General features: G+C 70.8%; 22 protein-coding genes and 1 riboswitch. Of the genes, 9 read left to right on the top strand and 13 right to left on the bottom strand.

Annotated features, from left to right (window positions below; all coding sequences use genetic code 11):
- Positions 1-46 precede the first annotated feature (46 nt).
- Positions 47-130, top strand: a riboswitch (ZMP/ZTP riboswitch).
- Positions 131-182: 52 nt separating this feature from the next.
- Both glyA and C1N74_RS12585 read left to right on the top strand, forming a co-directional pair.
- Positions 183-1457 carry a serine hydroxymethyltransferase gene (gene glyA / locus C1N74_RS12590; protein ID WP_088380563.1) on the top strand — a complete coding sequence of 425 codons (1275 nt, stop codon included), beginning with the start codon at positions 183-185 and terminating at the stop codon, positions 1455-1457.
- Between the two features lie 168 nt (positions 1458-1625).
- The gene (locus tag C1N74_RS12585) at positions 1626-2507 is read left to right on the top strand and encodes a bifunctional methylenetetrahydrofolate dehydrogenase/methenyltetrahydrofolate cyclohydrolase (RefSeq protein WP_137750644.1); all 882 of its coding nucleotides are present in this window, start codon (positions 1626-1628) and stop codon (positions 2505-2507) included.
- Between the two features lie 83 nt (positions 2508-2590).
- Here the strand turns inward: C1N74_RS12585 and C1N74_RS12580 are convergent, their stop codons facing one another.
- The 3 genes from C1N74_RS12580 to C1N74_RS12570 are packed head-to-tail and all read right to left on the bottom strand — an operon-like array spanning position 2591 to position 5087.
- Positions 2591-3370, bottom strand: a complete 780-nt coding sequence (locus C1N74_RS12580; RefSeq protein WP_137750643.1) for an amino acid ABC transporter ATP-binding protein — start codon at positions 3368-3370, stop codon at positions 2591-2593.
- The gene (locus tag C1N74_RS12575) at positions 3367-4212 is read right to left on the bottom strand and encodes an amino acid ABC transporter permease (protein ID WP_023955608.1); all 846 of its coding nucleotides are present in this window, start codon (positions 4210-4212) and stop codon (positions 3367-3369) included. The genes C1N74_RS12580 and C1N74_RS12575 overlap by 4 nt, the downstream gene beginning before the upstream one ends.
- Before the next feature lie 20 nt (positions 4213-4232).
- A complete protein-coding gene (locus C1N74_RS12570; protein WP_023955607.1) occupies positions 4233-5087 on the bottom strand; it encodes an ABC transporter substrate-binding protein in 855 nt (284 codons plus the stop codon).
- A gap of 235 nt (positions 5088-5322) precedes the next feature.
- On the opposite strand from C1N74_RS12570, the gene C1N74_RS12565 reads away from it, so the two are divergent.
- The gene (locus C1N74_RS12565) at positions 5323-6453 is read left to right on the top strand and encodes a winged helix DNA-binding domain-containing protein (RefSeq protein WP_181405532.1); all 1131 of its coding nucleotides are present in this window, start codon (positions 5323-5325) and stop codon (positions 6451-6453) included.
- 90 nt (positions 6454-6543) lie between these two features.
- On the opposite strand, the gene C1N74_RS12560 is transcribed toward C1N74_RS12565, so the two are convergent.
- On the bottom strand, positions 6544-7986 hold the full coding sequence (locus C1N74_RS12560) for an XRE family transcriptional regulator (RefSeq protein WP_023955603.1): 1443 nt from the start codon (positions 7984-7986) through the stop codon (positions 6544-6546).
- A gap of 118 nt (positions 7987-8104) precedes the next feature.
- Here C1N74_RS12560 and C1N74_RS12555 point away from each other — a divergent pair, with 118 nt between their 5' ends.
- The gene (locus tag C1N74_RS12555; RefSeq protein WP_137750641.1) at positions 8105-10003 is read left to right on the top strand and encodes a phosphoenolpyruvate carboxykinase (GTP); all 1899 of its coding nucleotides are present in this window, start codon (positions 8105-8107) and stop codon (positions 10001-10003) included.
- Positions 10004-10105: 102 nt separating this feature from the next.
- Here C1N74_RS12555 and C1N74_RS12550 read toward each other — a convergent pair whose 3' ends face one another.
- Entirely contained in the window at positions 10106-12058 is a 1953-nt protein-coding gene (locus C1N74_RS12550; RefSeq protein WP_137750640.1) for an ABC transporter ATP-binding protein, read from the bottom strand.
- Positions 12059-12154: 96 nt separating this feature from the next.
- Between C1N74_RS12550 and C1N74_RS12545 the strand changes: the two genes are divergently transcribed.
- A complete protein-coding gene (locus C1N74_RS12545) occupies positions 12155-12691 on the top strand; it encodes a hypothetical protein (protein WP_137750639.1) in 537 nt (178 codons plus the stop codon).
- Between the two features lie 4 nt (positions 12692-12695).
- On the opposite strand, the gene rraA is transcribed toward C1N74_RS12545, so the two are convergent.
- The 5 genes from rraA to C1N74_RS12520 are packed head-to-tail and all read right to left on the bottom strand — an operon-like array spanning position 12696 to position 17490.
- Positions 12696-13163, bottom strand: coding sequence for a ribonuclease E activity regulator RraA (gene rraA, locus C1N74_RS12540; protein WP_137750638.1), 468 nt, complete (start codon positions 13161-13163; stop codon positions 12696-12698).
- A gap of 22 nt (positions 13164-13185) precedes the next feature.
- A complete protein-coding gene (locus C1N74_RS12535) occupies positions 13186-14037 on the bottom strand; it encodes a sulfurtransferase (RefSeq protein ID WP_137750637.1) in 852 nt (283 codons plus the stop codon).
- A gap of 60 nt (positions 14038-14097) precedes the next feature.
- Entirely contained in the window at positions 14098-14481 is a 384-nt protein-coding gene (locus C1N74_RS12530) for a RidA family protein (protein ID WP_023955592.1), read from the bottom strand.
- 43 nt (positions 14482-14524) lie between these two features.
- The gene (locus tag C1N74_RS12525) at positions 14525-16117 is read right to left on the bottom strand and encodes an amidohydrolase family protein (protein ID WP_137750636.1); all 1593 of its coding nucleotides are present in this window, start codon (positions 16115-16117) and stop codon (positions 14525-14527) included.
- Entirely contained in the window at positions 16114-17490 is a 1377-nt protein-coding gene (locus C1N74_RS12520) for an MFS transporter (protein ID WP_052007964.1), read from the bottom strand. The genes C1N74_RS12525 and C1N74_RS12520 overlap by 4 nt, the downstream gene beginning before the upstream one ends.
- Positions 17491-17677: 187 nt before the next feature.
- Here C1N74_RS12520 and C1N74_RS12515 point away from each other — a divergent pair, with 187 nt between their 5' ends.
- The gene (locus C1N74_RS12515) at positions 17678-18361 is read left to right on the top strand and encodes a transcriptional regulator (RefSeq protein WP_023955586.1); all 684 of its coding nucleotides are present in this window, start codon (positions 17678-17680) and stop codon (positions 18359-18361) included.
- A gap of 14 nt (positions 18362-18375) precedes the next feature.
- Here C1N74_RS12515 and C1N74_RS12510 read toward each other — a convergent pair whose 3' ends face one another.
- From C1N74_RS12510 to C1N74_RS12500, 3 genes are read right to left on the bottom strand one after another with little or no spacing between them, the layout of a single operon-like run.
- Positions 18376-19596, bottom strand: coding sequence for a putative amino acid aldolase or racemase (locus tag C1N74_RS12510; protein WP_023955584.1), 1221 nt, complete (start codon positions 19594-19596; stop codon positions 18376-18378).
- A complete protein-coding gene (locus C1N74_RS12505) occupies positions 19593-20213 on the bottom strand; it encodes a bifunctional 4-hydroxy-2-oxoglutarate aldolase/2-dehydro-3-deoxy-phosphogluconate aldolase (protein WP_103843048.1) in 621 nt (206 codons plus the stop codon). The genes C1N74_RS12510 and C1N74_RS12505 overlap by 4 nt, the downstream gene beginning before the upstream one ends.
- Positions 20210-21148 (bottom strand): sugar kinase, encoded by a 939-nt coding sequence (locus tag C1N74_RS12500; RefSeq protein WP_258317926.1) that lies wholly within the window; start codon positions 21146-21148, stop codon positions 20210-20212. Before C1N74_RS12500 ends, C1N74_RS12505 begins: the two co-directional genes overlap by 4 nt.
- A gap of 175 nt (positions 21149-21323) precedes the next feature.
- Here C1N74_RS12500 and C1N74_RS12495 point away from each other — a divergent pair, with 175 nt between their 5' ends.
- Genes C1N74_RS12495 through C1N74_RS12485 form a run of 3 tightly spaced genes read left to right on the top strand, consistent with a single transcriptional unit; the run spans position 21324 to position 23946 of the window.
- Entirely contained in the window at positions 21324-22265 is a 942-nt protein-coding gene (locus C1N74_RS12495; protein ID WP_137750635.1) for an ABC transporter ATP-binding protein, read from the top strand.
- The gene (locus tag C1N74_RS12490) at positions 22262-23122 is read left to right on the top strand and encodes an ABC transporter permease (protein ID WP_137750634.1); all 861 of its coding nucleotides are present in this window, start codon (positions 22262-22264) and stop codon (positions 23120-23122) included. Before C1N74_RS12495 ends, C1N74_RS12490 begins: the two co-directional genes overlap by 4 nt.
- The gene (locus tag C1N74_RS12485; protein ID WP_103843052.1) at positions 23119-23946 is read left to right on the top strand and encodes an ABC transporter permease; all 828 of its coding nucleotides are present in this window, start codon (positions 23119-23121) and stop codon (positions 23944-23946) included. Before C1N74_RS12490 ends, C1N74_RS12485 begins: the two co-directional genes overlap by 4 nt.
- The last annotated feature ends 3 nt before the right edge of the window (positions 23947-23949 follow it).

Genomic DNA, 23949 nt, shown 5'->3' with positions numbered 1-23949 from the left:
CCTAACAAACTTCCGAGCCAGCGTACCAGCGCGGCATCCGTTATGCTCGACGCGTCGCGACTGGCGTTGAGGTGGGCCACCACCGGGGAGCGACCGACACGGCATTCGACCGCACGCCTGGGCCGATGCGGAACTTCTCTGCTCGTGAAATCCGTCCCGAAAGCCGTCGTCTGGAGATCGTCATGACCGATTCGTACTTCAACGCCCCGCTCGCCGAGGTCGACCCCGAGATCGCGCAGGTCCTCGAGCGTGAGCTCGACCGCCAGCGCGGCTACCTCGAGATGATCGCGTCCGAGAACTTCGTGCCCGTCTCGGTGCTGCAGTCGCAGGGGTCGGTGCTCACCAACAAGTACGCCGAGGGCTACCCGGGTCGCCGCTACTACGGCGGCTGCGAAGAGGTCGACGTCGCCGAGGAGCTCGCGATCGAGCGGGCCAAGTCGCTCTTCGGTGCCGAGTTCGCCAACGTCCAGCCGCACTCGGGCGCGACGGCGAACGCCGCCGTCCTGCACGCGATCGCCCGCCCCGGCGACACGCTCCTCGGCCTCTCGCTCGACCACGGCGGCCACCTCACGCACGGCATGAAGATCAACTTCTCGGGTCGGCTGTACGACATCGTCGCCTACGGCGTGAACCCCGAGACCTCGCTGATCGACATGGACGAGGTCCGTCGCCTCGCCCTGGAGCACAAGCCGAAGGTCATCATCGCCGGCTGGTCGGCCTACCCCCGTCAGCTCGACTTCGCCGCGTTCCGCGCGATCGCCGACGAGGTCGGCGCGTACCTCTGGGTCGACATGGCGCACTTCGCCGGTCTCGTGGCCGCCGGCGTGCACCCCTCGCCGGTGCCGCACGCCCACGTCGTCTCGTCGACGGTGCACAAGACCATCGGCGGCCCGCGCTCGGGCATCATCCTCACCAACGACGCCGACCTGGCGAAGAAGATCAACACCGCCGTCTTCCCCGGACAGCAGGGCGGTCCGCTCATGCACGTCATCGCGGCGAAGGCGACGGCCTTCAAGCTCGCCGCGACGCCCGAGTTCAAGGAGCGCCAGGAGCGCACCGTGCGCGGCGCCGCGATCATCGCCGAGCGCCTGACGCAGCAGGATGTCGCCGACGCGGGCATCGCCGTGCGGTCGGGCGGCACCGACGTGCACCTCGTGCTCGTCGACCTGCGCGACGCCGCGATCGACGGCAAGCAGGCCGAAGACCTGCTGCACGAGATCCACATCACCGTGAACCGCAACGCGGTGCCCAACGACCCGCGCCCGCCGATGGTGACCTCGGGCCTGCGCATCGGCACGCCCGCCCTCGCGACGCGCGGCTTCGGCGACGCCGAGTTCACCGAGGTCGCCGACATCATCGCGCTCGCGCTGCAGCCCGGAGCCGACCTCGAGGCCCTGCGCGCCCGTGTCGCGACCCTCGCCGACGCCTTCCCCCTCTACCCCTCGCTGCAGCAGTAACCCGGCCGGTCGGTCGTCGGTCAGTCGGTCGTCGGTCGGTCGCCGAGAACGCACCCTCCCCCCGAGAACGCACCTCGAACGGTGCGTTCTCGCCCGGACGGTATGTTCTCGGCGACCGGGACCGGCGACCGGGACCGGGCGACCGCGACCCCTCGAACGGAGAACGACATGACCGCGCAGAAGCTCGACGGACGGGCCACCGCCGCTGCCATCAAGGCCGAATTGGCCGATCGCGTCGCCGCGCTGAAGGCCCGTGGGATCACCCCGGGCATCGCGACGGTGCTGGTCGGGGCCGACCCGGCATCCCAGCTGTACGTCGGGATGAAGCACCGCGAGTCCGAGGCGATCGGCATGAACTCGATCCAGATCGAGCTTCCCGCCGAGTCGACGCAGGCCGAGGTCGAAGAGGTCATCGACCGCCTCAACACCGACCCGATGTGCCACGGCTACATCGTGCAGCTGCCGCTGCCGAAGCACCTCGACACCGACCGCATCCTCGAGCGCATCGATCCCGCGAAGGATGCCGACGGCCTGCACCCCGTCAACCTCGGCCGTCTCGTGCTGAACGTCAACGACCCCATCACGACCCCGCTGCCGTGCACACCGCGCGCCGTCATCGAGCTGCTGCAGCGCAACGGCTACGACCTCGCCGGCAAGAACGTCGTCGTCGTCGGGCGCGGCGTGACGATCGGCCGGTCCATCGGCCTGCTGCTGACCCGCCGCGAGATCAACGCGACGGTGACCCTGACCCACACCGGAACCGCCGACCTGGGCGCGCACCTGCGCGAGGCCGACGTGATCGTGGGCGCCGCGGGTGTGAAGCACCTCGTCACCGCCGCCGACGTCAAGCCCGGCGCCGCCGTCCTCGACGTGGGGGTCACCCGCGAGAACGACCCCGAGACCGGTAAGTCGAAGGTCTACGGAGACATCGCACCGGATGTCGCCGAGGTCGCCGGCTTCCTCTCGCCCAACCCGGGCGGCGTCGGCCCGATGACCGTCGCCCTGCTGATGACCAACGTCGTCGAGGCCGCCGAGCGCGCGACCGCCTGAGCCTGCTCTTCCGCCGTCGACTCGCCAAGGACTGCGGATGCCGGTGCATCCGGATCCGCGTTCTCTGGCGAGTCGACGGGGGCTCAGAGGAAGCGGGACAGGAAAGCCCGGGTGCGGGGCTCGCGAGGAGCGCCGAACACCTCCGACGGTGCGCCCTCCTCGACGATGACTCCCTGATCGAGGAAGACGACCCGGTCGGCGACATCCCGCGCGAACGCCATCTCGTGCGTCGCCATGAGGATCGTCGAGCCCGCCAACGCGAGGTCGCGGACGAGCTCGAGCACCTCACCGACGAGCTCGGGGTCGAGCGCCGAGGTGATCTCGTCGAGCAGCAGCACCTCGGGATCCGTCGCGATCGCACGGATGATCGCCGCCCGCTGCTGCTGTCCGCCCGAGAGCCGGTCGGGGTGCTCACCGGCCTTGTCGGCCAGCCCGATGCGCGCGAGCAGCTCACGCGCACGCGCCTCGGCCTCGCGCCGCGGCACGCGGTGCACGACGCGCGAGGCGAGGGTCACGTTGTCGAGCACCGACAGATGGGGGAAGAGGTTGTAGCTCTGGAACACCGCGCCCAGCCGCGCGCGCACCGCGTTCGCGTCGACCCGGGGGTCGGAGATGTCCTCACCGGCGAGCAGGATCTGCCCGTCGTCGATCGGCTCGAGCAGGCCGAGGCATCGCAGCAGCGTCGACTTGCCCGAGCCGCTCGCGCCGATGAGGGCGACGACCTCGTTCCGGGCGAGCGACACGTCGACGCCGCGCAGCACCTCTCGGTCGCCGAACGACTTGCGGATGCCGCTGGCGTGCAGCACGTCGGTGACACTGCCGGTCTCGGTGTCGGGCGTGGTGCCGGATCCGTTCTGCGTCACAGGATCGATCCCGTCTGCTCGCGGCGGCGGAGCCTCGCGGTGTACCAGTCCGTCAGCCGGATCGTCGGGATCGCGAGCAGCACGAACAGCACGCCCGCCACGACGTAGGGGGTGAAGTTGTAGGTCGTCGCGACCACGCCCCGGGCCTCGGCGATCGCGTCGAACGCCGCGAGGATCGAGATCAGCCCGACATCCTTCTGCATCGAGATGAAGTCGTTCATCAGCGGCGGGGTCATCTTGCGCAGCGCCTGCGGCAGCACGACCCGCACGAGGGTCTGCGGATAGCTGAGCCCGAGCGCGCGGGCGGCGAGACGCTGCGACGGATGCACCGACTCGATGCCGGCCCGCACGACCTCCGCGACATAGGCGGAGTAGGTCAGGGTGATGGCGAGGACTCCCAGAAGCACCGGGTCGATGCGGGTGTTCAGGATGGTCGGCAGCCCGAATCCGATCAGATACAGCACGATGACGAAGGGCAGGCCGCGGAAGAGGTCGGTGTAGGCCGCAGCGATGAGGCGGAGCGGGAAGAACACCGGTCCGCGCAGGGTGCGCAGCAGCGCCAGGACCAGCGCCACGGCGGCGACCGTGAAGACCGAGATCGCGAGCACCTGCAGATTGACGAGGAAGCCCTGCCACACCTCGGGGAGCGCTTGGAGCGCGACGGCGGGATCGAAGAAGCTCCGCTGGACGGTCGCCCAGCCCTCCGTGTTGATCACGGTCACCCAGACGACGGCGGCGAAGGCCAGTGTCGAAGCGACGGCGATCAGCACCGACCGGCGCTCGCGGCCGCGCCGATACGCTCGGCGCTCGAGTTCGAGCGCGCTCGGGACGGAGGTGGTCACGGATAGACGCTAGCGCGCCCTCACTGGAGGAGCGTCACGCCCTCCGTGAGCCCCGACAGCCACGTCTGCTCGAGCTCGGCAAGCGTCCCGTCCTCGCGCAGTTCGTCGACGGCGGCCGTCACGGCCGGGGTGAGCGGGGAGTCCTTCGCGAGCAGCAGACCCCACTCGTCCTCGATCCCGGCCTTCGGCAGCTCGCCGACGAAGAACGAGTTCTCGATGTAGAAGTTGACCGCGAGGTAGGCGGTGGGGGTGTCGAGCACGATCGCGTCGATCTGTCCCGCGCCGAGCGCGGCGACGGCATCCTCGTTCGAGTTGTAGAGGCGGGCCTCGGCGTCGGGCGCGACCTCTGCGAGGGTCTGCGCGCTCGTCGAGTTGGCCATCGCGCCGATCGTCAGGTCGGTCAGGCCCGCGATGTCGGAGACGCCGTCGGCCGCGCCACCGGAGATCGCGACGATCGACTGGCTCGCGGAGTAGTAGGGCGAGGAGAAGTCGACGCCCTGCTTGCGCTCGTCGGTGATCGTGTACTGCTGGACGTTGATGTCGAAGCTCTTCGGACCCGGCGCGATCGCAGCCTCGAAGCTCGTCCTCACCCACACGACGTCCTCCGGGGCGAACCCGAGCTTGTCGGCGACGGCGTAGGCGACGGCGGCCTCGAAGCCCTCGCCCGACTCGGGGTCGTCGTCGACGAAGTAGGGCTCGTAGGCCGTCTCGCCCGTGGCGAAGGTGAGCTTGCCCGGGGTGACGTAGTCCTCGGCGGCGGGGCCGGAAGCGGCGTCGCCCGAGGCGGCGGGCGCGGGCGAGGAGGAGCACCCGGCGAGGACGATCGCGAGCGCGGCGACGCCGATCGAGGCGGCACGGACAAGAGAGCGGGACATCGGGGAACCTCCGGGTGCGGATGCCGCGCATCGGCGTGCTGTCACCGGCGGCTGCATCCATTCTCACCCGGTCCGGATGCCGCGGCGCGCGCGGGTCGTCGTGTTACGCCGCCACCGGGCGGGCCCGAACCCCGCGAGGTCCCACTTGGGCCGGGTAAGCGCGGCTCAAACCCGGCCCAAGTGGGACCTCGCAGGGGGTGGACCCGCGGGGGCGGGGTCGGGCAGGATCGGCGGCGTGCGAGACGACGGCGGTGGGGGAGGATGCTGCGGGGCAGCGGGGCCGACCGCGGCGCAGCGGCTGCGCTCGCACCTGCTGAGCGAACCCGCGTCGTCACTCGGCGAGACCGCAGCCCACATGCTCGCGGTGCAGGCGCAGGAGTTCTGGTCGGGGCGATGGGCGCTCGCCGTCCGTACCGCCGGTGAGCCTGTGCTCCGGGCGGTGGATGCCGCGTTCGAGAACGGCACGCTCGTGCGCTCGTGGACCCAGCGCGGCACCCTGCACATCGTGCGCTCGGTCGACCTCGCCGGGATGCTCGCGGTGACCGCCCACCGGCAGCAGCGCGCGGCGGCCGGCATCCTGCGCGGGCTCGCGATCGACGAGGCGGTGCTGGCGACGGCCGAGCGCGCGGCCCGACACGCGCTGCGCGGTGTGAACCGGCTCACGCGTGACGAGTTCGCCGACCTCCTGCGCGGCGCCGGCATCGAGACCGAGCGCTCCCGCGGCAACCACATCCTCTCGGCGCTCGCCGTCCGCGGCGTGCTCGCGTTCGGCCCCGTGGTGCCGCGCGAGGGCGGCCCGAGTCGTGACCAGTTCCTCGTCGCGGTCGACGACCTGCCGTCGGCGCGGGTGCCCGACGATCCGCTGGCCGAGATGTTCACCGGCTACATCCGCTCGCATGGGCCGGCGCGCGTCGAGGACTTCCGCTGGTGGGCGGGGCTGCCGATCGGGCTGTCGCGACGCGCGGCCGAGGCGGCGGGTGATCGGGTCGTCGAGATCGAGGCCGGACTGTTCGCGGCACCGGCCGCCGCTGAGCCCGCTGAGCCGGCATCCGTTTCCGGCCCGAGCCCCGACCTGGGCAGCGGGGACGTCGTCGCCCTCCCCGCCTTCGACGAGTACTACCTGTCGTATGCCGACCGGACGACCGTCTGCGCTCCCGACCTCGCGGCTCGGATCGGGCCGACCCTGAACGGTCAGGTCGCGCCGATCCTGGTCTCCGGCGGACGGGTCATCGGCACCTGGCGCCACTCCGTCGCCGCCGGGCGGCACCATCTGCCACCCGGCCCCATGCTCGTCGCAGACCCGGCGGTCGCAGCATCCGCCATCGAGGCCTCACTCGCCCGGGTCTCGCGCTTCCTCGCCGACTGAGCTCGCGCAAGGCTCCACCGAGGTCCCACTTCGGCCGGGTATCTCGGCGTCATTTCCGGCCGAAGTGGGACCTCGAGCGCTGCCGGCGAGTCAGCCCCCGGCGTGGCGGTCGAGGAAGGCGTAGACCTCGCCGTCGTCGACGCCGGGAAAGTTGCCGCGCGGCAACGGCGAGAACATCTGCATGTGCACGCGGGCGCTCGGCCACGCTTTGCCCTCCCAACGCGACGTCAGGTCGGGGTCGGGACGGCGGCAGCATGACTCGTCGGGGCACGTGGATGTCGCCCGCTTCTGCGTCTCGCGTCCGCGGAACCACCGGGCGTCGTCGAACGGCACCCCGACGGTGATCGAGAACTCGCCCTCGGCCGTGGTCCCGGTCTGGCTCGAGCACCAGAAGGTGCCGCCCGGGGTGTCGGTGTACTGGTAGTGCTCGACCGTGCGGTTCTGTTCCTCGAACGCCGACCGCGCCGAGAACCTGCGGCACACGACCTGACCCTCGACGCTGCCGGTGACGTCCATCGGCAGCGGCAGGCCGTCGTTCTCGTAGACCCGTGTGATGGCGCCCGCGCCGTCCACGCGCAGGAAGTGCAGCGGGATGCCGAGATGCCGGGTCATGAGGTTGGTCATGCGCATCCCGGCTGCCTCGTGCGTCACCCCGAACGCGTCGCGGAAGTCCTCGACCGCGAGGTTGCGGTCCTTCTTCGCCTGGGACAGGAATGCGACCGAGGCCGTCTCGGGCATGAGGCAGCACGCGGCGTAGTAGTTGATCTCGAGGCGCTGCTGCAGGAAGTCGGCGTAGTCGCTCGGGGGAGTGTGGCCGAGCAAGCGGTGCGCCATCGCCTGCAGCGCCATCGACCGCAGGCCGTGACCGCCCGGGATCGAGGCCGGGGGAAGGTAGATGCGCCCGTTCTCGAGGTCGGTGACCGAGCGGGCCGAGTGCGGAAGGTCGGCGACGTAGAGCAGCTCGAACCCCAGCTGCTCGGCCATGATGCTCACGGTGCGGTGCGTCAGCGCGCCCGAGGTGTGCCCGGCTGCCTTGAGCTGCTTCTCGGCGAGGCGCTCGATGTCGGGCAGGTAGTTCGCGGCCTCGCGCATCCGCAGGCGCAGCTCGGTGTTCGCCCGTCGCGCCTCCTCCGGGGTCGCGATCGCCTCGCGCTCGCGGCGCTGCAGCTCGCGATGCAGTCCGAGGATCGACTCGAGCGTCTCGTCGCTCATCGTCTTGCCCGCGCGCACCGGTGCGATGCCGAGTCGCCGGAAGACGGAACTGGCTTGCGCGCGCTCGAGCTCCAGCTCGAGCGCGGCTCGCCGGTTCGGCGGTTCGGGTGAGAGGAGGTCGGTGACGTCGGTACCGGTCGCCGAGGCGATCGCCTGCAGCAGCGACAGCTTCGGCTCGCGGCGACCGTTCTCGATCAGGCTCAGCTGGCTGCCGGCCACGCCGACCTGAGCACCGAGCTCGTCGAGCGTCATCCCGCGGGCGACGCGGTGGTGGCGGATGCGATGCCCGAGGGTGGCGAGTTCGATTCCGGATGCGGCCATTCCTTGATCATAGGGAAAGAATCGTGTTTCTTGAAGGTAATGCGGCCCGCAAGACAAGGTCTTCCTGCGTTGGAATCGTCAGGTATCACCGATCTCGCCGCCGACGTAGGAGACCGACATGGCCATCGCCGACCTCTTCACCCGCCCTGCCAGCACCGGCTCAGCTGCCGCACCCGCCGCGCAACGCCGCGCCCGGCCCGACCTCGGGGCCCGCCCCTCGGCGGCATCCGGTCCGCTCGCCGATCTCGTCGCCTGGGTCGACGAGATCGCTGCGCTCACGCAGCCCGACCGCGTGCACTGGGTCGACGGCTCGGCGTCCGAGAACGACGCGCTGCTGCGCGAGATGGTCGACGAGGGCAAGCTCATCAAGCTCAACCCCGAGTGGCGGCCCGGCTCGTACCTCGCCCGCTCGCACCCGAGCGACGTCGCCCGCACCGAGGCGCGCACCTTCATCGCGTCCGAGCGCGAGGAGGATGCCGGCCCGACCAACAACTGGGTCGCGCCCGACGACATCCGGGCGACCATCACGCCCCTGTTCGCCGGGTCGATGCGCGGGCGCACCATGTACGTCGTGCCGTTCTCGATGGGAGCGGTCGGCGGCCCGCTCTCGCACATCGGCGTGCAGGTCACCGACAGCGCCTACGCGGTGGCATCCATCGGCATCATGACCCGCGTCGGTGCGGCGGTGCTCGATGAGATCGCCGGCGGCAAGCCGTGGGTCAAGACCGTCCACTCGGTCGGTGCGCCGCTGGCGCCCGGTGAGGCGGATGTCGCGTGGCCGTGCAACGACGAGAAGTACATCGTGCACTTCCCCGACACCCTCGAGGTGTGGTCGTTCGGCTCGGGCTACGGCGGCAACGCCATCCTGGCCAAGAAGTGCTTCGCGCTGCGCATCGCGTCGGTGATCGGCCGTGACGAGGGCTGGCTCGCCGAGCACATGCTGCTCATCCGGGTCATCGACCCGGCCGGCAAGGCGTACCACGTGGCCGCGGCGTTCCCCTCGGCCTGCGGCAAGACGAACCTCGCGATGCTGCGCCCCACGATCCCCGGATGGCGGGTCGAGACCCTTGGCGACGACATCGCGTGGCTGCGTCCGGGATCCGACGGCCGGCTGTGGGCGATCAACCCCGAGGCGGGCTTCTTCGGCGTCGCACCGGGCACCGGGGAATCGACGAACGTCACCGCGGTCGAGACGCTGTGGGGCAACACGATCTTTACGAACGTGGCGCTGCGTCCCGACGGCGACGTCTGGTGGGAGGGGCTCACCGACGAGGCGCCTGCCGAGCTCATCGACTGGGAGGGCAAGCCCTGGACGCCCGACTCGGGCCGGCCGGCCGCGCACCCCAACTCTCGCTTCACCGTCAGCGCCGCTCAGTGCCCGCAGATCGCGTCGGATTGGGATGCCGCCGAGGGCGTGCCGCTCGACGCCATCCTCTTCGGCGGCCGCCGGGCGACGAACGTCCCCCTCGTCGTCGAGGCGACCGACTGGACCCACGGGGTCTTCATCGGCTCGACCATCTCGTCGGAGCGCACGGCAGCGGCCGAGGGGACGCTCGGCGAGCTGCGCCGCGACCCCTTCGCCATGCTCCCGTTCTGCGGCTACAACATGGGCGATTACTTCGCGCATTGGCTCAAGGTCGGGCAGAAGCTGCGCTTCGACCGGGCTCCGCGCGTCTTCCAGGTGAACTGGTTCCGCAAGGGCGCCGACGGGCGCTTCCTCTGGCCCGGGTTCGGCGACAACTCGCGGGTCATCGACTGGATCGTCCGGCGCCTGAACGGCGAGGTCGGCGCGGTCGACAGCCCGATCGGACGGCTGCCGCACACGGCGGACCTCAACCTCGACGGCATCGAGGTGCCGCAGCGCGATCTCGACGAGCTGTTCGCGGTCGACACGGAGTCGTGGCTGCGTGAGGCCGACCTCACCGAGGAGTTCTACGACACCTTCGGCGAGCGGATGCCGGCGGCGCTGCGCGCCGAGCTCGAGGCCCTGCGCTACCGCCTCGGCCACCGCGCCTGACACCGCTCCGCCGCGAGAACGCACCGTCGCCGCGAGAACGCACCGCACAGGGTGCGCGTTCGCGGCGATGGTGCGTTCTCGCGGGCCCGGGCCCGGGCCGCGTCAGACCAGGAGCTGGTGCTTCGCGAGGTCGCGGTACAGCGGGACCGTGGCGACGAGCTCGGAGTGCGTGCCCTGGCCGACGACCCGGCCGTGGTCGAGCACCACGATGACGTCGCTGTCGACGACCGTCGAGAGCCGGTGCGCGATGACCACGAGGGTGCGACCCGTCGCGACGGCGTCGATCGCCTCGCGCATCCGCTGCTCGTTGAGTCCGTCGAGCGATGACGTGGACTCGTCCAGCAGCAGGATCGGGGGAGCAGCCAGCAGCGCACGGGCGATCGCGAGGCGCTGACGCTCGCCGCCCGAGAGCATGACGCCTGCCTCGCCGACGGGCGCCTGAAGACCGAGCTCGCTGCGCTCGAGCACATCGCCGAGGTTGACGGCGCGCAGCACGCGCTCGCAGTCGGCGTCGGTGGCCTCGGGGGATGCGAGCCGCAGGTTGTCGGCGATCGTGCCCGCGAGCGTGGGGGCGTCCTGCTCGACATAGCCGAGTTGCGCGCGCAGCTCGGCGCGGGGGAGCGACCGGATGTCGTCACCCCCGACGAGCACCGCTCCGCCGGTGACGTCGTAGAACCGCTCGATCAGGGCGAGGGTCGTCGACTTGCCAGCCCCCGAAGGGCCGACGAGGGCCACGCGCGCACCGCGGGGAACGCGGAAGCTCACGCCGCGGAGCACCTCGCCCTCGGAGACGGCGGCCGCTCCGACTGTCGCTGCAGACGAGGCGGCGTCCGCGCCGCTCTCCGGTGAACCCGTCTCATCGGCCGTGACCGCAGCGACCGCCGAGGTGTCGACGCGTGCGTCCGCGAGGGTTCGCAAGGCTTCGTCCGACGCCGAGCGCCGAGCCGCGACGACGGCCTCCGGGTAACGGAAGTGGACGTCGCGGAACTCGATCGCGACGTCGCTGTCGCCCGAGACGGTGACGCCGGCAGCGGCATCCGCATCCGTCGAGTCCTCCGTGGGCAGGTCGAGAACCTCCTGGATGCGGCCGAGCGCGCCGAGCGCCTGGTTGACCGAGGTGATCGCCCCGAGGAACGACGCCAGCGGCTGCACGAGGAAGAACAGGAACATCACGAACGTCACGAGGCTCGCGATCGAGATGGCTCCCGAGGCCACCCGGTATCCGCCGACGCCGAGCACGACGAGCAGCGACAGCTGCAGCGCGACGCCGGCGACCGGAACGACCAGGGCGGACGCCTTCGCGACGCGCACACCCGCGTCGTACGCCTGGCGCGCGGCTCCCGTGACGGCGGCCTCCTCGCGTTCGGTGGCTCCGGCGGCACGAATGGTGCGGATCGATCCGATCGCCCGCTCGACGCCCGACGCCAGCTCTCCGACCCGCTCCTGCTGCTCGCGCGTGGCGCGACGGATGCGGGTGCTGAGCCCCACCACGACGGCGACCGAGGCTCCGATCACGATGACGATGAGCAGCAGCAGAAGGGGGTCGATGAAGAGCATCGCGACGATGGCGCCGACGAAGATGAGCGCATTGCCGACCGAGTCGGCGAGCCCCTGGGTGAGCACGGCGTAGAGCAGGGTCGTGTCGGTTCCCACCCGCGAGACCAGGTCGCCGGTCCGCCGAGCGTCGAACTCGGAGATGGGCAGCCGGAGCAGGCGCGCGATGAGCCGGCGGCGGCTCGAGAACACGACCGCCGTGCCGGTGCGCTGGAGCAGATAGTGCTGGAAGGCTCCGATGGCCGACGAGACGACGACGAGGATCACCAGCGCCCAGACGAGGATGCCGAGGGTGTCGCCCGCCTGCACGCGCTCGATGACCTGTCCCACAACGAGGGGCTGTCCGAGGGTGGCCACCGCCTCGACGATGCTGAGCACCGCGACGGCCACGAGCACGCCCTTGTGCTCGAACAGGTAGGGGAGCAGCTGCGAGAGGCGGGCGCGGGGGCCGTCGTCGGTACGGCGGCGTCCGCCGCGCATGCGGCTGCGGGTGTCGGACATGCGGTCCCCTCGGTTCGTCGAAGCTCTCTCCTTCGACCGTACTTTCTTTCGTCGAGGGTGGTTGTCCGTTCGCGGTATCGATGGAAGAGTTCCCGGATGCGTTCGCTCACGAAACGTCAGTCGGCACCGCTTGCCGCGGTCGCGTTCGTCGTGCTCACCCTCACCGGTTGCACCGGTCCGGTCGCAGACGGCGAAGCGACAGAGCCGCCGGCATCCGCCGGTTCCACGCCATCTCCCACGCCGACATCCGACGCGCGCACCGACGAGCAGCAGTTGCCCCTGCCGGTCGATGAGATCGCGGACTGGGCCAAGACAGCGGTGCCCCGGTCGTCGGACACCGCCGGCATGGGGACGCTGTCGGGGTGGCTGAGTGAGCACACGTCCCCGCGCCAGACCTCGGAGTTCTCGTCGCTCCCCGCCGGGACGTATCAGGCGCAGGTCGCGTGCCGCGGCGGCGGCACGATCACGGTGACCGCGGGCCCGATCGACAGCGCGTCATCGGGCGATCCGGTGACGTGCGACAACAGCACGATCGCCTTCGACGTGACCATCGAGCAGCCGGGTGTGAGCGTCACCATGGACCTCGTCGGCGACCCCACCGTCTACGCGCTCTCGCTGGAGCGGACTGCTTAGCCGCTCAGCGCTCGACGAGCACCCCGTCGGCGTCGGCCCAGACGTGTCGCCCGGGCGTGAAGACGACGCCGCCGATGGTGACCGGAACGTCGAGCTCGCCGAGGCCGTCCTTCGCGCTCTTGCGGGGGTTCGAGCCGAGCGCCTTGACGCCGAGATCGAGCGACGCGATCGCCACCCGGTCGCGGATCGCCCCGTTCACGACGATGCCCGCCCAGCCGTTCTCGACCGCCGACGCGGCGATCACGTCGCCAACGAGAGCTGACTCCAGCGACCCGCCGCCGTCGATGACGAGCACCGCCCCGCCGCCCGGCGTCGCGAGCACGCGCTTCACGAGCGCGTTGTCGCGATGGCAGCGGATCGTGCGGGCGGGGCCGTCGAAAGTCGTTCGGCCGCCGAGGTCGAGCAGCGGGAGGGCAAGGGAGTCGAGCTCCTCGCCGCGTTCGTCGTAGAGATCGGCGGTCGCGGTCGTCATGCCGACAGACTAGCGACGCAGTTCAGGCACCGGTCGCGGCGGGCCGATCGGGATGCTGCGACCACTGGCTCCACGAGCCGGGGTAGAGCACGGGCCGGTATCCCGCGAGGCTGAGGGCGATGGCCTCGTGCGCGGCGCTGACGCCCGAGCCGCAGTAGACGCCGACCGTCGCGCCGGGTTCCGCACCGAGCGCGGCGAACCGTTCGCGCAGCTCGTCCGGGCTCCGGAACCTCCCCGAGTCGTCGTTGTTCTGCGTCGTCGGCGCGGACACCGCGCCGGGGATGTGCCCGGCCCGCGGGTCCATCGGTTCGACCTCGCCGCGGAACCGTTCGCCGGCGCGGGCGTCGAGCAGCACTCCGGTGCGGGCGAAGGCGAGGACGTCGTCGATCCCGAGCATCGGCAACGTCCCGGGCGAGACGACCGCGGTGCCCGGACGCACGGCCGGCGCGTCACCCTCCTCGAGGTCGAACCCCGCGTCGGTCCAGGCGGCCAGGGCGCCGTCGAGCACACGGACGTCGGCGATGCCAGCATCCCGCAGCACCCACCAGGCGCGGCCGCTCGCCAGGTTGGCGACATCGTCGTAGACGACGACGGTGTCGCCCCCGTCGATGCCCCAGTCGCGCACGGCCGCTTGCAACGTCTCGGGAGAGGGGAGCGGATGCCGGCCCTGCGCCGGCTCGCCGTGTTCGGCGAGCTGGGTGTCGAGGTCGGCGTAGCGCGCGCCGGGGATGTGGCCCGCGCGGAACGCGGGGCGTCCGTCGGGGCGGTCGAGCCACCACCGGACGTCGAGCACGCGCACGGGGCCGCCGTCGGGGTAGCGGCCGGCCACGAGCGCGGTGTGGAGTTCAGCGGCAGTGGTGAGGATCGACGACATCCTCTGATTCTGCCGTGCGGGCCCGGACCGTGAGGAGGCCCGGACCCGCAACGAATCGGATCAGCCCGCGATGCGTGCGACGAGATCGATCTCGACGAGGATGTCGGCCAGCTGCGAACCGACGGTCGTGCGCACCGGGAACGGCTCCGAGAAGAACTCGCGGTACGCGACGTTGAACTCGTCGAAGTCGGCGAGGTCGGCGAGGTGCACCGTCACCTTGAGGGCGTCGTCGAGGGTCGCGCCGTGCTCGGCGAGGACCGCCTGCAGGTTGCGGAGCACCTGGCGGGTCTGGTCGCCGACCGACTCCGGCTTCTCGCCGGTCACCGGGTCCTGCGGACCGAAGCCCGCGGTGAACAGCAGGTCGCCGCTGACGATGCCCTGGCTGTACGGGCCGGCGGGCTGCGGTGCGTCGGCGGTGCGGATGGCCTTCTTGGTGGTGGTCATGGGATCCCTTTCGTTTCTTGGGCGGGGTTCGGATGGGGCGTGGTCACGCCGCGGCAGCGGGCGCGTGGCGCAGCCCACCCCCGGGCGTGGCACCCGTGAGCTCGCCGTGCCGGAGCACGGTGCGCCCCGATACGACGACGTCGTCGATGCCTTCGGCGAGCCGGAGCGGCTCATCGTACGTCGAGGCGTCGCGGACGCGCTCGGGGTCGACCACGGCGATGTCGGCGATCGCGCCGGGGCGGATCCGGCCCCGATCGCCGAGGTGGAACCGGTCGACCGGGTTCGTCGACAGGTGGCGGACGGCGGTCGGCCAGTCGAGGAAGCCGTGCTCGCGCACGTACGTCGCGAGGTACGACGCGAAGGTGCCGCGAGCGCGGGGGTGCGGGTGCGCGCCGATGAAGATGCCGTCTGACCCGCCCATGTGGTCGGGGTGAGCGATCAGCCGTCCGAGATCGGCTACCGGCCGCTGGTCGCGGACGGCCATGATCACGTTCGCTTCGAGCCGCGACGCGGCAAGCAGGTCGAGCGCGGCGTCGACGGCATCCGTGCCGCGCTCGGCGGCGATCTCGGCCAGGGTGCGGCCGTGTGCCCAGGCGAACTCGGGCGCGGGCGTGTGGGCGACCGTGATCATCTCGGGCCACTCGGGGCCGAGGCTCGGGTTGCGCGCCACGAGGGGGAACCACTCGCGACGCAGCCGGTCGCGCTCGGCCGGGTCTGCGAGGGCGGTGACCGCATCGGCCGGATCGGCGGCGTTCAGTGACGGGGGCAGCATCGTCATCGCCAGCAGCGAGCAGCCGCGCGTGTAGGGGTAGGCGTCGAAGGACGCCTCGACGCCCCGCTCTCGCAACAGTGCCATCAATCGCCACGCCTCGTCGGCGGGCGTGTGGAAGTGCGAGACGTGGACGGGAACCCCGGCGGTGAGACCGATGCGGGCGGCCTCGTCGACGCCGACCTCGGAGTTGAGCTCGTACCCGCCCCGCATGTGGGTCACATACGGAAGCCGGTGCTCGGACAGCGGCGCGCACAGGGCGGCGATCTCATCGGTGCTCGCGAACAGCCCGGGCACGTAGTCCAGGCCCGTCGACAGCCCGACCGCGCCCTCGGAGATGCCCTCGGCGACGAGCGCCACCATCCGCGCCCGCTCGTCGTCGGACGCGGGGCGGTCGCTGTCGCCCATGACCTCGTGGCGCACGGTGCCGGCGGGCACGAGGTACGCCACCCGCAGCGGGATCGCCCCGTCGTACGACGCGAGGAGCCCCGCGACACCACCGCCGCGGTAGCGCGGGTGGGGCCCGTTGATCGCCGCGAAGTAGCGGCTCGCGTGGCGGCCGTCGCCGGGTGCGAACGAGATGCCGTCCTGACCGCCGATCACCGACGTCACACCCTGGCGGAGGAGCGCGAGCTGCACGTCCCGGTCGAAGACGGCACCCTCCGCGTGCGAGTGCGCGTCGACGAAGCCGGGCATCACGACGCGTCCGCCGGCGTCGAGCACCTCGAGGTCGTCACGCTCCGCGAAGGATGCGCCGGGCGCCGTCACCGCTCGGATGCGCTCCCCGTCGACGAGGACGTCGGCGGGGACGGGCTCTGCGCCCGATCCGTCGACGACGACCCCGCCGGTGATGAGCAGACCGGTCATGCTGCGGTGTTCCGGGGTGCGTGGATCCGCCCGGCGTCGGCGGTGTCGGGGCGGATCGTCGCCGTCATGGTGGCGATGGCGCCGATGACGCAGATGACGGCGGCGTAGATCACGACCGGCCAGATGGCGCCGCTGGCCCAGCCGACGAGCGCCGTTGCGATCAGCGGCGCCAGTCCGCCGCCCAGGGTGTTGGAGAGCTGGTACCCGATGTTGACGCCGGTCGTGCGCTGCTCGACGTCGAACATCTCGGTGAGCATCGTCGACAGGGTGGCCTGCATCGCGACACCGGGGATCACGAAGCCGATGATCATGCCCAGCCAGATGAGCCAGGGCATGTGCGTGCCGTAGAGCATGAACGTGGGCCAGATCAGCAGGGCGAAGCCGAGGCAGCCGGCGACGTAGACGGTGCGACGGCCGATCCGGTCCGAGAGCGCGCCGTAGGCCGGGGCGACGAACACCTGCAGGAGCCCGACGATCATGGTCCCGATGAACCCGACCTGCGCCGCCGTGCCCGACGAGACCATGAACGACAGGCCGTAGGTCAGCACGATGTAACCCGCGATGGACTGCGGAAGGCCGATGAGGATGCCGAGCAGGGTGTTCTTCGGGTGACGGAAGACCTCGATCAGGGGAGAGCGGGGCTTGAGCCCCTGGGCGCGCACGGTGCGGGTGTGCTCGGCGAACTCGTCGGACTCTTCGAGCTTGCGGCGCAGCAGGATCGCGATGACCGCGAGGACGAGCGCGAACACGAACGGGATGCGCCATCCCCACGTCATGAAGAACGAGTCGGGGGTGAGGCCCAGGGCGGCCATCGCGCCGGCCGACGCGACGTTCGCGATGCCGGCTCCGGTGATGAGGAAGGCGCCGAAGAAGCCGCGTCGTCCCACCGGGGCGTGCTCGACGACCATGGTGGCCGCCCCGCCCATCTCGCCGCCGACGAACAGACCCTGCAGCGACCGCATCGTGATCAGCAGGATGGGAGCTGCCGCGCCGATCATCGCGTCCGGCGGGATCAGGCCGATCGCGGCGGTCGTCAGGCCCATGCCGATGACGGTGATGAGGAGGGTGATCTTGCGGCCCATGCGGTCGCCGATGTACCCGAAGACGATGCCGCCGAGCGGGCGGAACAGGAAGCCGACCGCGAAGGTCGCGAACGATGAGAGCTGGGCGATGAAGGGGTCGTTCGCCGAGAAGAACACCGCGGGGAACACGGCGGCGGCCGCGAGACCGTACAGGTAGTAGTCGAAATACTCCATCAGAGTGCCGATGGATCCGCCGGCGATGGCTCGCCGCTGCGCCTTCGTCAGGGGCTGTCCGGCGGTGCGGGTGCGGGTCGCGCCGCTGCGGGGCGGTGCGGTCGGTGTCGTGTTCACCATGTTCTCCTCGGTATGACCGCAACGTCGCGGCTGGCCTGCATCGGGGTGGAGCTTCCCGGATACGAATCTCGGGCGTCGAAACGCTAGCACGATGCTTACTGCGATTCTATGTGGTTAGCAGAAATTATTAATACACGCGTAACGACCGTGACACAATGGGCGCACGACAGACGGGAGATCCACCGTGAACAAGCTCCTCCCCGCCGAAGGAGCGGTCTTCGCCGACATCGAGGACGCCCATCGGACGCTCGCGCCGCTCATGACCGCCATCGCCGCGGCCGTCGGCGACCACTGCGAGGTCGTGCTGCACAACCTCACCGCGGGCGACCTCGAGCACTCGGTGTACGCGATCGTCAACGGGCATGTGAGCGGGCGCGGTGTCGGCGGCCCGTCGACGAACCTCGGGCTCGAGGTGCTCCACGACGAGACCGCCGATCACAACGCGTTCGGATACCGGGCGCGCACGCACGACGGCCGCGACCTGCTCAGCTCGTCGGTGTACTACCGCAATCCCGAGGGGCGCATCATCGCGGCCTTCTGCATCAACATCGACCTCACGCCCATGCAGCGCGCCGCAGACCTCGTGGCGTCGTTGGTGCCCGCGCCCCGCGCCGCTGCCGACGCGGCTCCCCAGGAGCTCGTCGGACAGGACGTCTCGAGCGTCCTCGACGAGATGATCACCGACGCCATCGCCATGGTCGGCAAGTCGCCCTCGTCGATGTCGAAGGCGGATCGCATCGAGGTGCTGCGTCTGCTCGAGACCCGCGGTGCGTTCCACATCAAGCGCGCAGCCGACAAGGTGTCGTCGCGTCTCGGCGTCTCGCGTGTCACCGTGTACGGCTACCTCGACGAGGTGCGTCGCGGCTGACGCCGCCGCCGCGCTCAGAAATACGTCTCGACGGCCTCCGTCACCGCCGCCGCGCCGTCGGTGACCGGGACGAGTCGCCATTTGTCGAACGCCGTGCAGGGATGCGACAGCCCGAGCCGCACCACCTCGCCCACCTGGATGCGCTGTTCACCCGTCCAGCGGAGGAAAGCGTGCTGATCGTTCATCGCGCTGATCTCGGCTCGCAGCGGCCGTTCCGGGGCGCCCAGTTCGCCGGCGATGCCGAGGGGTACCGGCAGGCCCTCGTCGAAGGGCAGATCGCGCTTCCCGCCGTCGAGGAGGGCGAGGCCGGGCTCGGGCTGCGAGACCACGCGCGCGTAGGCGAACATCGCGGTGCGCAGCGGGATGTCGTCGTCTCGCACGCGGTCGGGGTCGAGAGGCGAGATCGACCGGTAGAAGCCGCTGTCGTGCGCGAGGTACGCGCCGGAGCGCAGGATCGCGCGCGCGTCCGGCATCCCGCCGATGCCCTCGGCGACGAGGTCGAAGAACGCGCTGCCGCCCGCTGTCACCCAGGGCACCTCGGGCATGAGCGGACGCACGCGCTCGACGAGGTCGCGCATGCGCGAGCAGAAGGCGCGGACGGCCGCGAGGGCGACCTCCGAGCGGTCGTGGGCGAGAGCGCCTTCGTACCCCGCGATTCCGCGCAGGGTGAGCCGGTCGGATGCGGCGATCGCCTCGGCCGTCGCGATCGCCGAGGCGTCGTCTCGGGCGCCCGTGCGTCCGTGCGCTGCGCCGATCTCGGTGAGGACGCCCCAGCGCGCGCCCGCCGGCAGCTCCGCGGTCATCCGGGCGACGACCTCGCGCGAGTCGGCCCAGCTGACCACCTCCTGATCCGGGTGCTCGTCGAGCCAGTCCGCGATGCGGCGCAACAGGGCCCCGTCCGTGCACGCGTTCGCGATCTGCACGGTCGGCACGCCGGCGCGCAGCGCCACTTCTGCCTGCCATCCGGTGGCGACGGTGATGCCGGTCGCCCCGGCCGCGAGCTGACGCCGCCACAGCTCCGGCGCCATCGTCGTCTTGCCGTGCGGCATCAGCTCGAGGCCCCGGCGCTGCGCCCAGGCGGCCATCGTGTCGATGTTGTGCTGCAGGGCGGGGCCGTCGAGCACGAACAGCGGGGTCGAGAACGAGCTGAGGGGAGTGTCGAGGTCGTCGATCGGGCGGCCGTCGAGGCCGGCCGGGAACGACTTGTCGCGCCACGAGACCGTGCGGGCGCTCACTTGTTCACCACCTCGGCGAGACGCGCCAGTTCGGCAGCATCTGCGAGGGCGGATCCGACGGCTACGACGCGCGCGCCTCCGTCGAGGAATGCCGGCGCGTTTCGCGCATCCATCCCGCCGGTCGCGACGAAGGACACGTCGGGGAAGGGGCCGCGCATCATGGTGAACCACGACGGGCCGAGCGCGGCCGCGGGGAACGCCTTCAGCCAGCGCAGACCGGCGCGTCGCGCCTGGTGGATCTCAGACGCTGTCGCGACTCCCGGAAGCGACGGCATCCCCGCGTTCTCGCTGGCTCGCACCACCTCGAGGTCCCAGCCGGGGCTCACGGTGAACGTCGCGCCGGCCGACGCGGCGTCGCGCACGGTCCGCGCGTCGACGATCGTTCCCGCTCCCACCTGCTTGCCGCGGGCGCGGCCCGCCTCGACGACGGCGGTCAGCGCATCGAGGTCGACGGCGGTCTGGATCGGCACCTCGACCGCGTCGATACCGAGGTCCCAGGCGGTCTCGGCCAGCTGCAGGCTGCGCTCGACGCCCATCCCGCGGAGGATCGCCATGATGGGTGAGCCCGCGAACGCGTGGTCGAACCACGAGCCGGCGGTGTCTGCGGGGGTGTTCATGCTCGTCCTCTCGACGATGGTGACGGATCGGGCTGGGGAACGTCGGATGTAGCCGCGAGAGCGCGGGCGGCGGTCGCGTGTCCGTTCTCGAGGCGGCGCCGGGCATCGCCGCCGCGGATCAGCTCGCCGAGCCATCCCGCCGCGAACGCGTCTCCGGCCCCCACGGCCTCGACGACCTCGACGCGGTGCGCGGGCACGGTGACGACGTCGACCGGTCCGAACTCCGTCGCCTCGATGTCCGCGTCTTTCACGACGAGGTGCGGGACGTGCGGGAGATGCGAGCGGATGTCGGCCGCCGTGCTCGTGCCCCACAGCCGTTCGGCCTCGTCCCGGCCGACGAAGACCGCGTCGGCGCGCTCCGCGGCGTCGGCGATCGTTCGCGCGGCCGCCTCCGCATCGGGCCACAGGGCGGGTCGATGGTTCACGTCGAAGCTGACTCGAACGTCGTGCGAGCGCGCGGCGTCGATGGCGGCGTGGACGAGATCGCGGCACGAGGGGGAGAGGGCGAGCGTGATGCCCGTCAGATGGACGGTGTCGACCGTGGACCAGTCCACGACATCGAGCGCCGCGGGCGACAGGCGGGATGCCGCTGAGCCGGCGCGGTAGTAGTGGACGCCGTGGCCGGGGTCCTTGATGTAGACGCCGGTCGGTGCGCCGTCGTCGATGACCACGCCGTCCGTGCTCACACCGTGGCTCTCGATCCGACGCCGGATGCGGCGTCCCAGCGGGTCGTCGCCGAGGGCGCTGAACCATCGGGCGCTCAGCCCGGCGGCGGCGAGGTGGCAGGCGAGGTTCGACTCCGCGCCGCCCGCCTCCAGGCGGAAGTCGTCGGCGGACTCGAGCGGCTCGGCTCGCGCCGGGACGACGAGAGCCATCGTCTCGCCGATGCTCAGTACGTCGATCGCCCGAGACCGCGGGTTCGCCGGTTCGCTCACGCGACCCCCTTCCGCGGGCGGGCCCGCTTCACGTTGGTTTGACTCTTCCGCGGGCGGGCCCGCTTCACGATGGTTTAACTCGAATTATGCGGGATTGACGAAAATCTTGCAAGAGTGATCCGCCGGCGGTCTCCGGCGCCCCGGCGATGTCCGGCCGCATCGCTAGTGTTGTCGCGTGCCAGAATCCGTCATCTCCGCTCGTGGGCTGCGCAAGACCTATGCCGTGAAGGGCAAGCCCGACTTCGTCGCCGTCGACGACCTGTCGTTCGAGGTGGCGCCGGGTGAGTCCTTCGGGCTGCTCGGCCCGAACGGTGCCGGCAAGTCGACGACGATGAAGATGATCGGTGCGGTGTCCACCCGCAGCGGCGGCGACCTGCAGATCCTCGGGCTCGATCCCGATCGATACGGACCCGAGATCCGGTCGCGGCTCGGCGTCGTGCCCCAGCAGGACAACCTCGACGGCGAGTTGAACGCCCGCGAGAACCTCTACATCTACGGGCGGTACTTCGGTCTGCCGGGCAAGGTGTGCCACGAGAAGGCCGACGAGCTCCTCGCCTTCGCGCAGCTCGAGGACAAGGCGAAGAACAAGGTCGACCAGCTCTCGGGCGGCATGAAGCGGCGCCTCACGATCGCGCGCGGTCTCATCAACGATCCGCGCATCCTGCTGCTCGACGAGCCGACGACGGGCCTCGACCCCCAGGCCCGCCACGCGCTGTGGGACCGGCTGTTCCGGCTGAAGGAGCGCGGCACGACGCTCGTGCTCACGACGCACTACATGGACGAGGCCGAGCAGCTGTGCGACCGGCTCATCGTCGTCGACAAGGGGCGGATCATGGCCGAGGGCACCCCGGCCTCCCTCATCCGCGAGCACTCGAGTCGCGAAGTGCTCGAGGTGCGGTTCGGCTCCGACCGCAACGAGTCCGCAGCGGTGCAGCTGCGAGGCATCGGCGACCGCGTCGAGGTGCTTCCCGACCGGATCCTCGTCTATGCGCACGACGGCGAGGCCGCCCTCGAGCGCGTGTCCGCCGCCGGCCTCACGCCGCTCACGAGCCTCGTGCGCCGCTCGAGCCTCGAAGACGTCTTCCTGCGCCTGACCGGACGGTCGCTGATCGAATGAGCACGCGAACCGCGCACCCCACACTCGACGAGCTGCGCGCCGAGGCGCTCGCCGGCGGTCGCAGGCCCCGGCGCTACGGCACCTGGTACGTCGCCGAGCACATGATCCGCGCCATGCGCGCCTACGGCTGGACGATCGTGGTCGGCGCCGTCGGGCAGCCGATCATGTATCTGCTCGGGCTGGCGGTAGGCCTCGCGGCCCTCATCACCGCGCCGACCTCCTCCCACGGGCAGGAGGTCGGGTATCTGCCGTTCGTCGCGCCGGCGCTGCTCGTCACCGCCGCGATCGCAGTGGCCTCCGAAGAGATGACCTATCCGGTGATGGCGGGCTTCAAATGGCGCCGCTACTTCTACGGATTCAACGCTTCGGCACTGTCGAGCCCCCAGATCGCGAACGGCGTCATCATCGGTGCCACGGCGCGGATGATCCTCGCCGTCTCCGCGTACTACCTCTTCATCTGGCTCCTGCCGTTCGGGGCGGTGCCGAATCCCGCCACGGGGTGGCTGTCGATCCTCGCGGGCGTTGCGGCCGGTATCGCCTTCGGCATCCCGCTCATGGCGTACGCCGGGTCGATCCAGGACGACAAGGGGCAGTTCGCTCTCGTGCAGCGGTTCATCTTCATGCCGATGTTCCTGTTCTCGGGCACGTTCTACCCCGTCGAGACCCTGCCGATCGGCCTGCAGTGGATCGCGTGGATCTCGCCCTTGTGGCACGGCGCCGAGCTGGGCCGCGCGGCGACCTACGGGGCCGACATCGGTGCCGGGATGATCGCCGTGCACGTGCTCTACCTGCTCGCGCTCGCCGCCGTCGGGTACCTCTGGGGCCGGCGCGTCTTCACCGAGAGGCTCGCGAAATGAGCGCCGTGATCGAGCGGGGTGCACCGGCGGGACGGCGCGGCGGCGTGCGGGCGCTGTGGGCGGGCAACCCCGGCGCAGTCGTGCAGCGCGGTCTCATCGCGGCGCGCTCGTCGAGCTGGATCGTCGTGCTCTCGGGCTTCTTCGAGCCCGTGTTCTATCTCGCGTCTCTGGGCATCGGGCTCGGGGCCCTCATCGGCGAGGTCGAGACCTCGTCGGGCGCGGCGGTTCCGTACGCCGCCTACATCGCTCCCGCGCTCCTCGCGGTCTCGGCGATGAACGGCGCCGTGTACGACTCGACGTGGAACGTCTTCTTCAAGCTCAACTACGGCAAGCTCTACGAGGGCATGCTGTCGACCTCGCTGGGCCCGCTCGACGTCGCCCTCGGCGAGATCCTCTACGCGCTGCTGCGCGGTCTGGTCTACGCCACCGGATTCATGATCATCATGCAGGTGCTCGGCCTCAATCTCGCGTGGACCGCCGTGCTCGCGCTCCCGGCGGTGCTGCTCATCGCCTTCGGGTTCGCGAGCGTCGGAATGGCGGTCACGAGCTATATGAAGACGTTCCAGCACATGGACTGGATCAACTTCGTGCTGCTGCCGATGTTCCTGTTCTCGGCGACGTTCTACCCGATCACGGTCTATCCCGAGTGGGTGCAGGTGATCGTGCAGGCGCTGCCGCTGTGGCACGGTGTCGAACTGATCCGCGGCCTGACGACCGGCATTCTCTCCGCCGGAATGCTGTGGCACGTGCTCTACTTCGTCGTCATGATCGCGCTCGGTCTCGTCTTCACCACGAAGCGGTTACGCGCCCTGTTCCTCGACTGACCG

Source organism: Microbacterium sp. SGAir0570, assembly GCF_005491085.2.
Lineage (GTDB): Bacteria > Actinomycetota > Actinomycetes > Actinomycetales > Microbacteriaceae > Microbacterium > Microbacterium arborescens.
The sequence above is the reverse complement of the archived record's forward strand: the minus strand, read 5'-3'. Positions and strand labels throughout refer to the sequence as shown.

What these genes read in the sequence shown, in the direction of transcription:
- glyA (WP_088380563.1), top strand. Translation starts at nt 183, where the DNA reads ATGACCGATTCGTACTTCAACGCCCCGCTCGCCGAGGTCGACCCCGAG.
- C1N74_RS12585 (WP_137750644.1), top strand. Translation starts at nt 1,626, where the DNA reads ATGACCGCGCAGAAGCTCGACGGACGGGCCACCGCCGCTGCCATCAAG.
- C1N74_RS12570 (WP_023955607.1), bottom strand. Translation starts at nt 5,087, where the DNA reads ATGTCCCGCTCTCTTGTCCGTGCCGCCTCGATCGGCGTCGCCGCGCTC.
- C1N74_RS12560 (WP_023955603.1), bottom strand. Translation starts at nt 7,986, where the DNA reads ATGGCCGCATCCGGAATCGAACTCGCCACCCTCGGGCATCGCATCCGC.
- C1N74_RS12555 (WP_137750641.1), top strand. Translation starts at nt 8,105, where the DNA reads ATGGCCATCGCCGACCTCTTCACCCGCCCTGCCAGCACCGGCTCAGCT.
- C1N74_RS12550 (WP_137750640.1), bottom strand. Translation starts at nt 12,058, where the DNA reads ATGTCCGACACCCGCAGCCGCATGCGCGGCGGACGCCGCCGTACCGAC.
- C1N74_RS12545 (WP_137750639.1), top strand. Translation starts at nt 12,155, where the DNA reads ATGCGTTCGCTCACGAAACGTCAGTCGGCACCGCTTGCCGCGGTCGCG.
- rraA (WP_137750638.1), bottom strand. Translation starts at nt 13,163, where the DNA reads ATGACGACCGCGACCGCCGATCTCTACGACGAACGCGGCGAGGAGCTC.
- C1N74_RS12535 (WP_137750637.1), bottom strand. Translation starts at nt 14,037, where the DNA reads ATGTCGTCGATCCTCACCACTGCCGCTGAACTCCACACCGCGCTCGTG.
- C1N74_RS12530 (WP_023955592.1), bottom strand. Translation starts at nt 14,481, where the DNA reads ATGACCACCACCAAGAAGGCCATCCGCACCGCCGACGCACCGCAGCCC.
- C1N74_RS12525 (WP_137750636.1), bottom strand. Translation starts at nt 16,117, where the DNA reads ATGACCGGTCTGCTCATCACCGGCGGGGTCGTCGTCGACGGATCGGGC.
- C1N74_RS12505 (WP_103843048.1), bottom strand. Translation starts at nt 20,213, where the DNA reads ATGAACACCCCCGCAGACACCGCCGGCTCGTGGTTCGACCACGCGTTC.
- C1N74_RS12490 (WP_137750634.1), top strand. Translation starts at nt 22,262, where the DNA reads ATGAGCACGCGAACCGCGCACCCCACACTCGACGAGCTGCGCGCCGAG.
- C1N74_RS12485 (WP_103843052.1), top strand. Translation starts at nt 23,119, where the DNA reads ATGAGCGCCGTGATCGAGCGGGGTGCACCGGCGGGACGGCGCGGCGGC.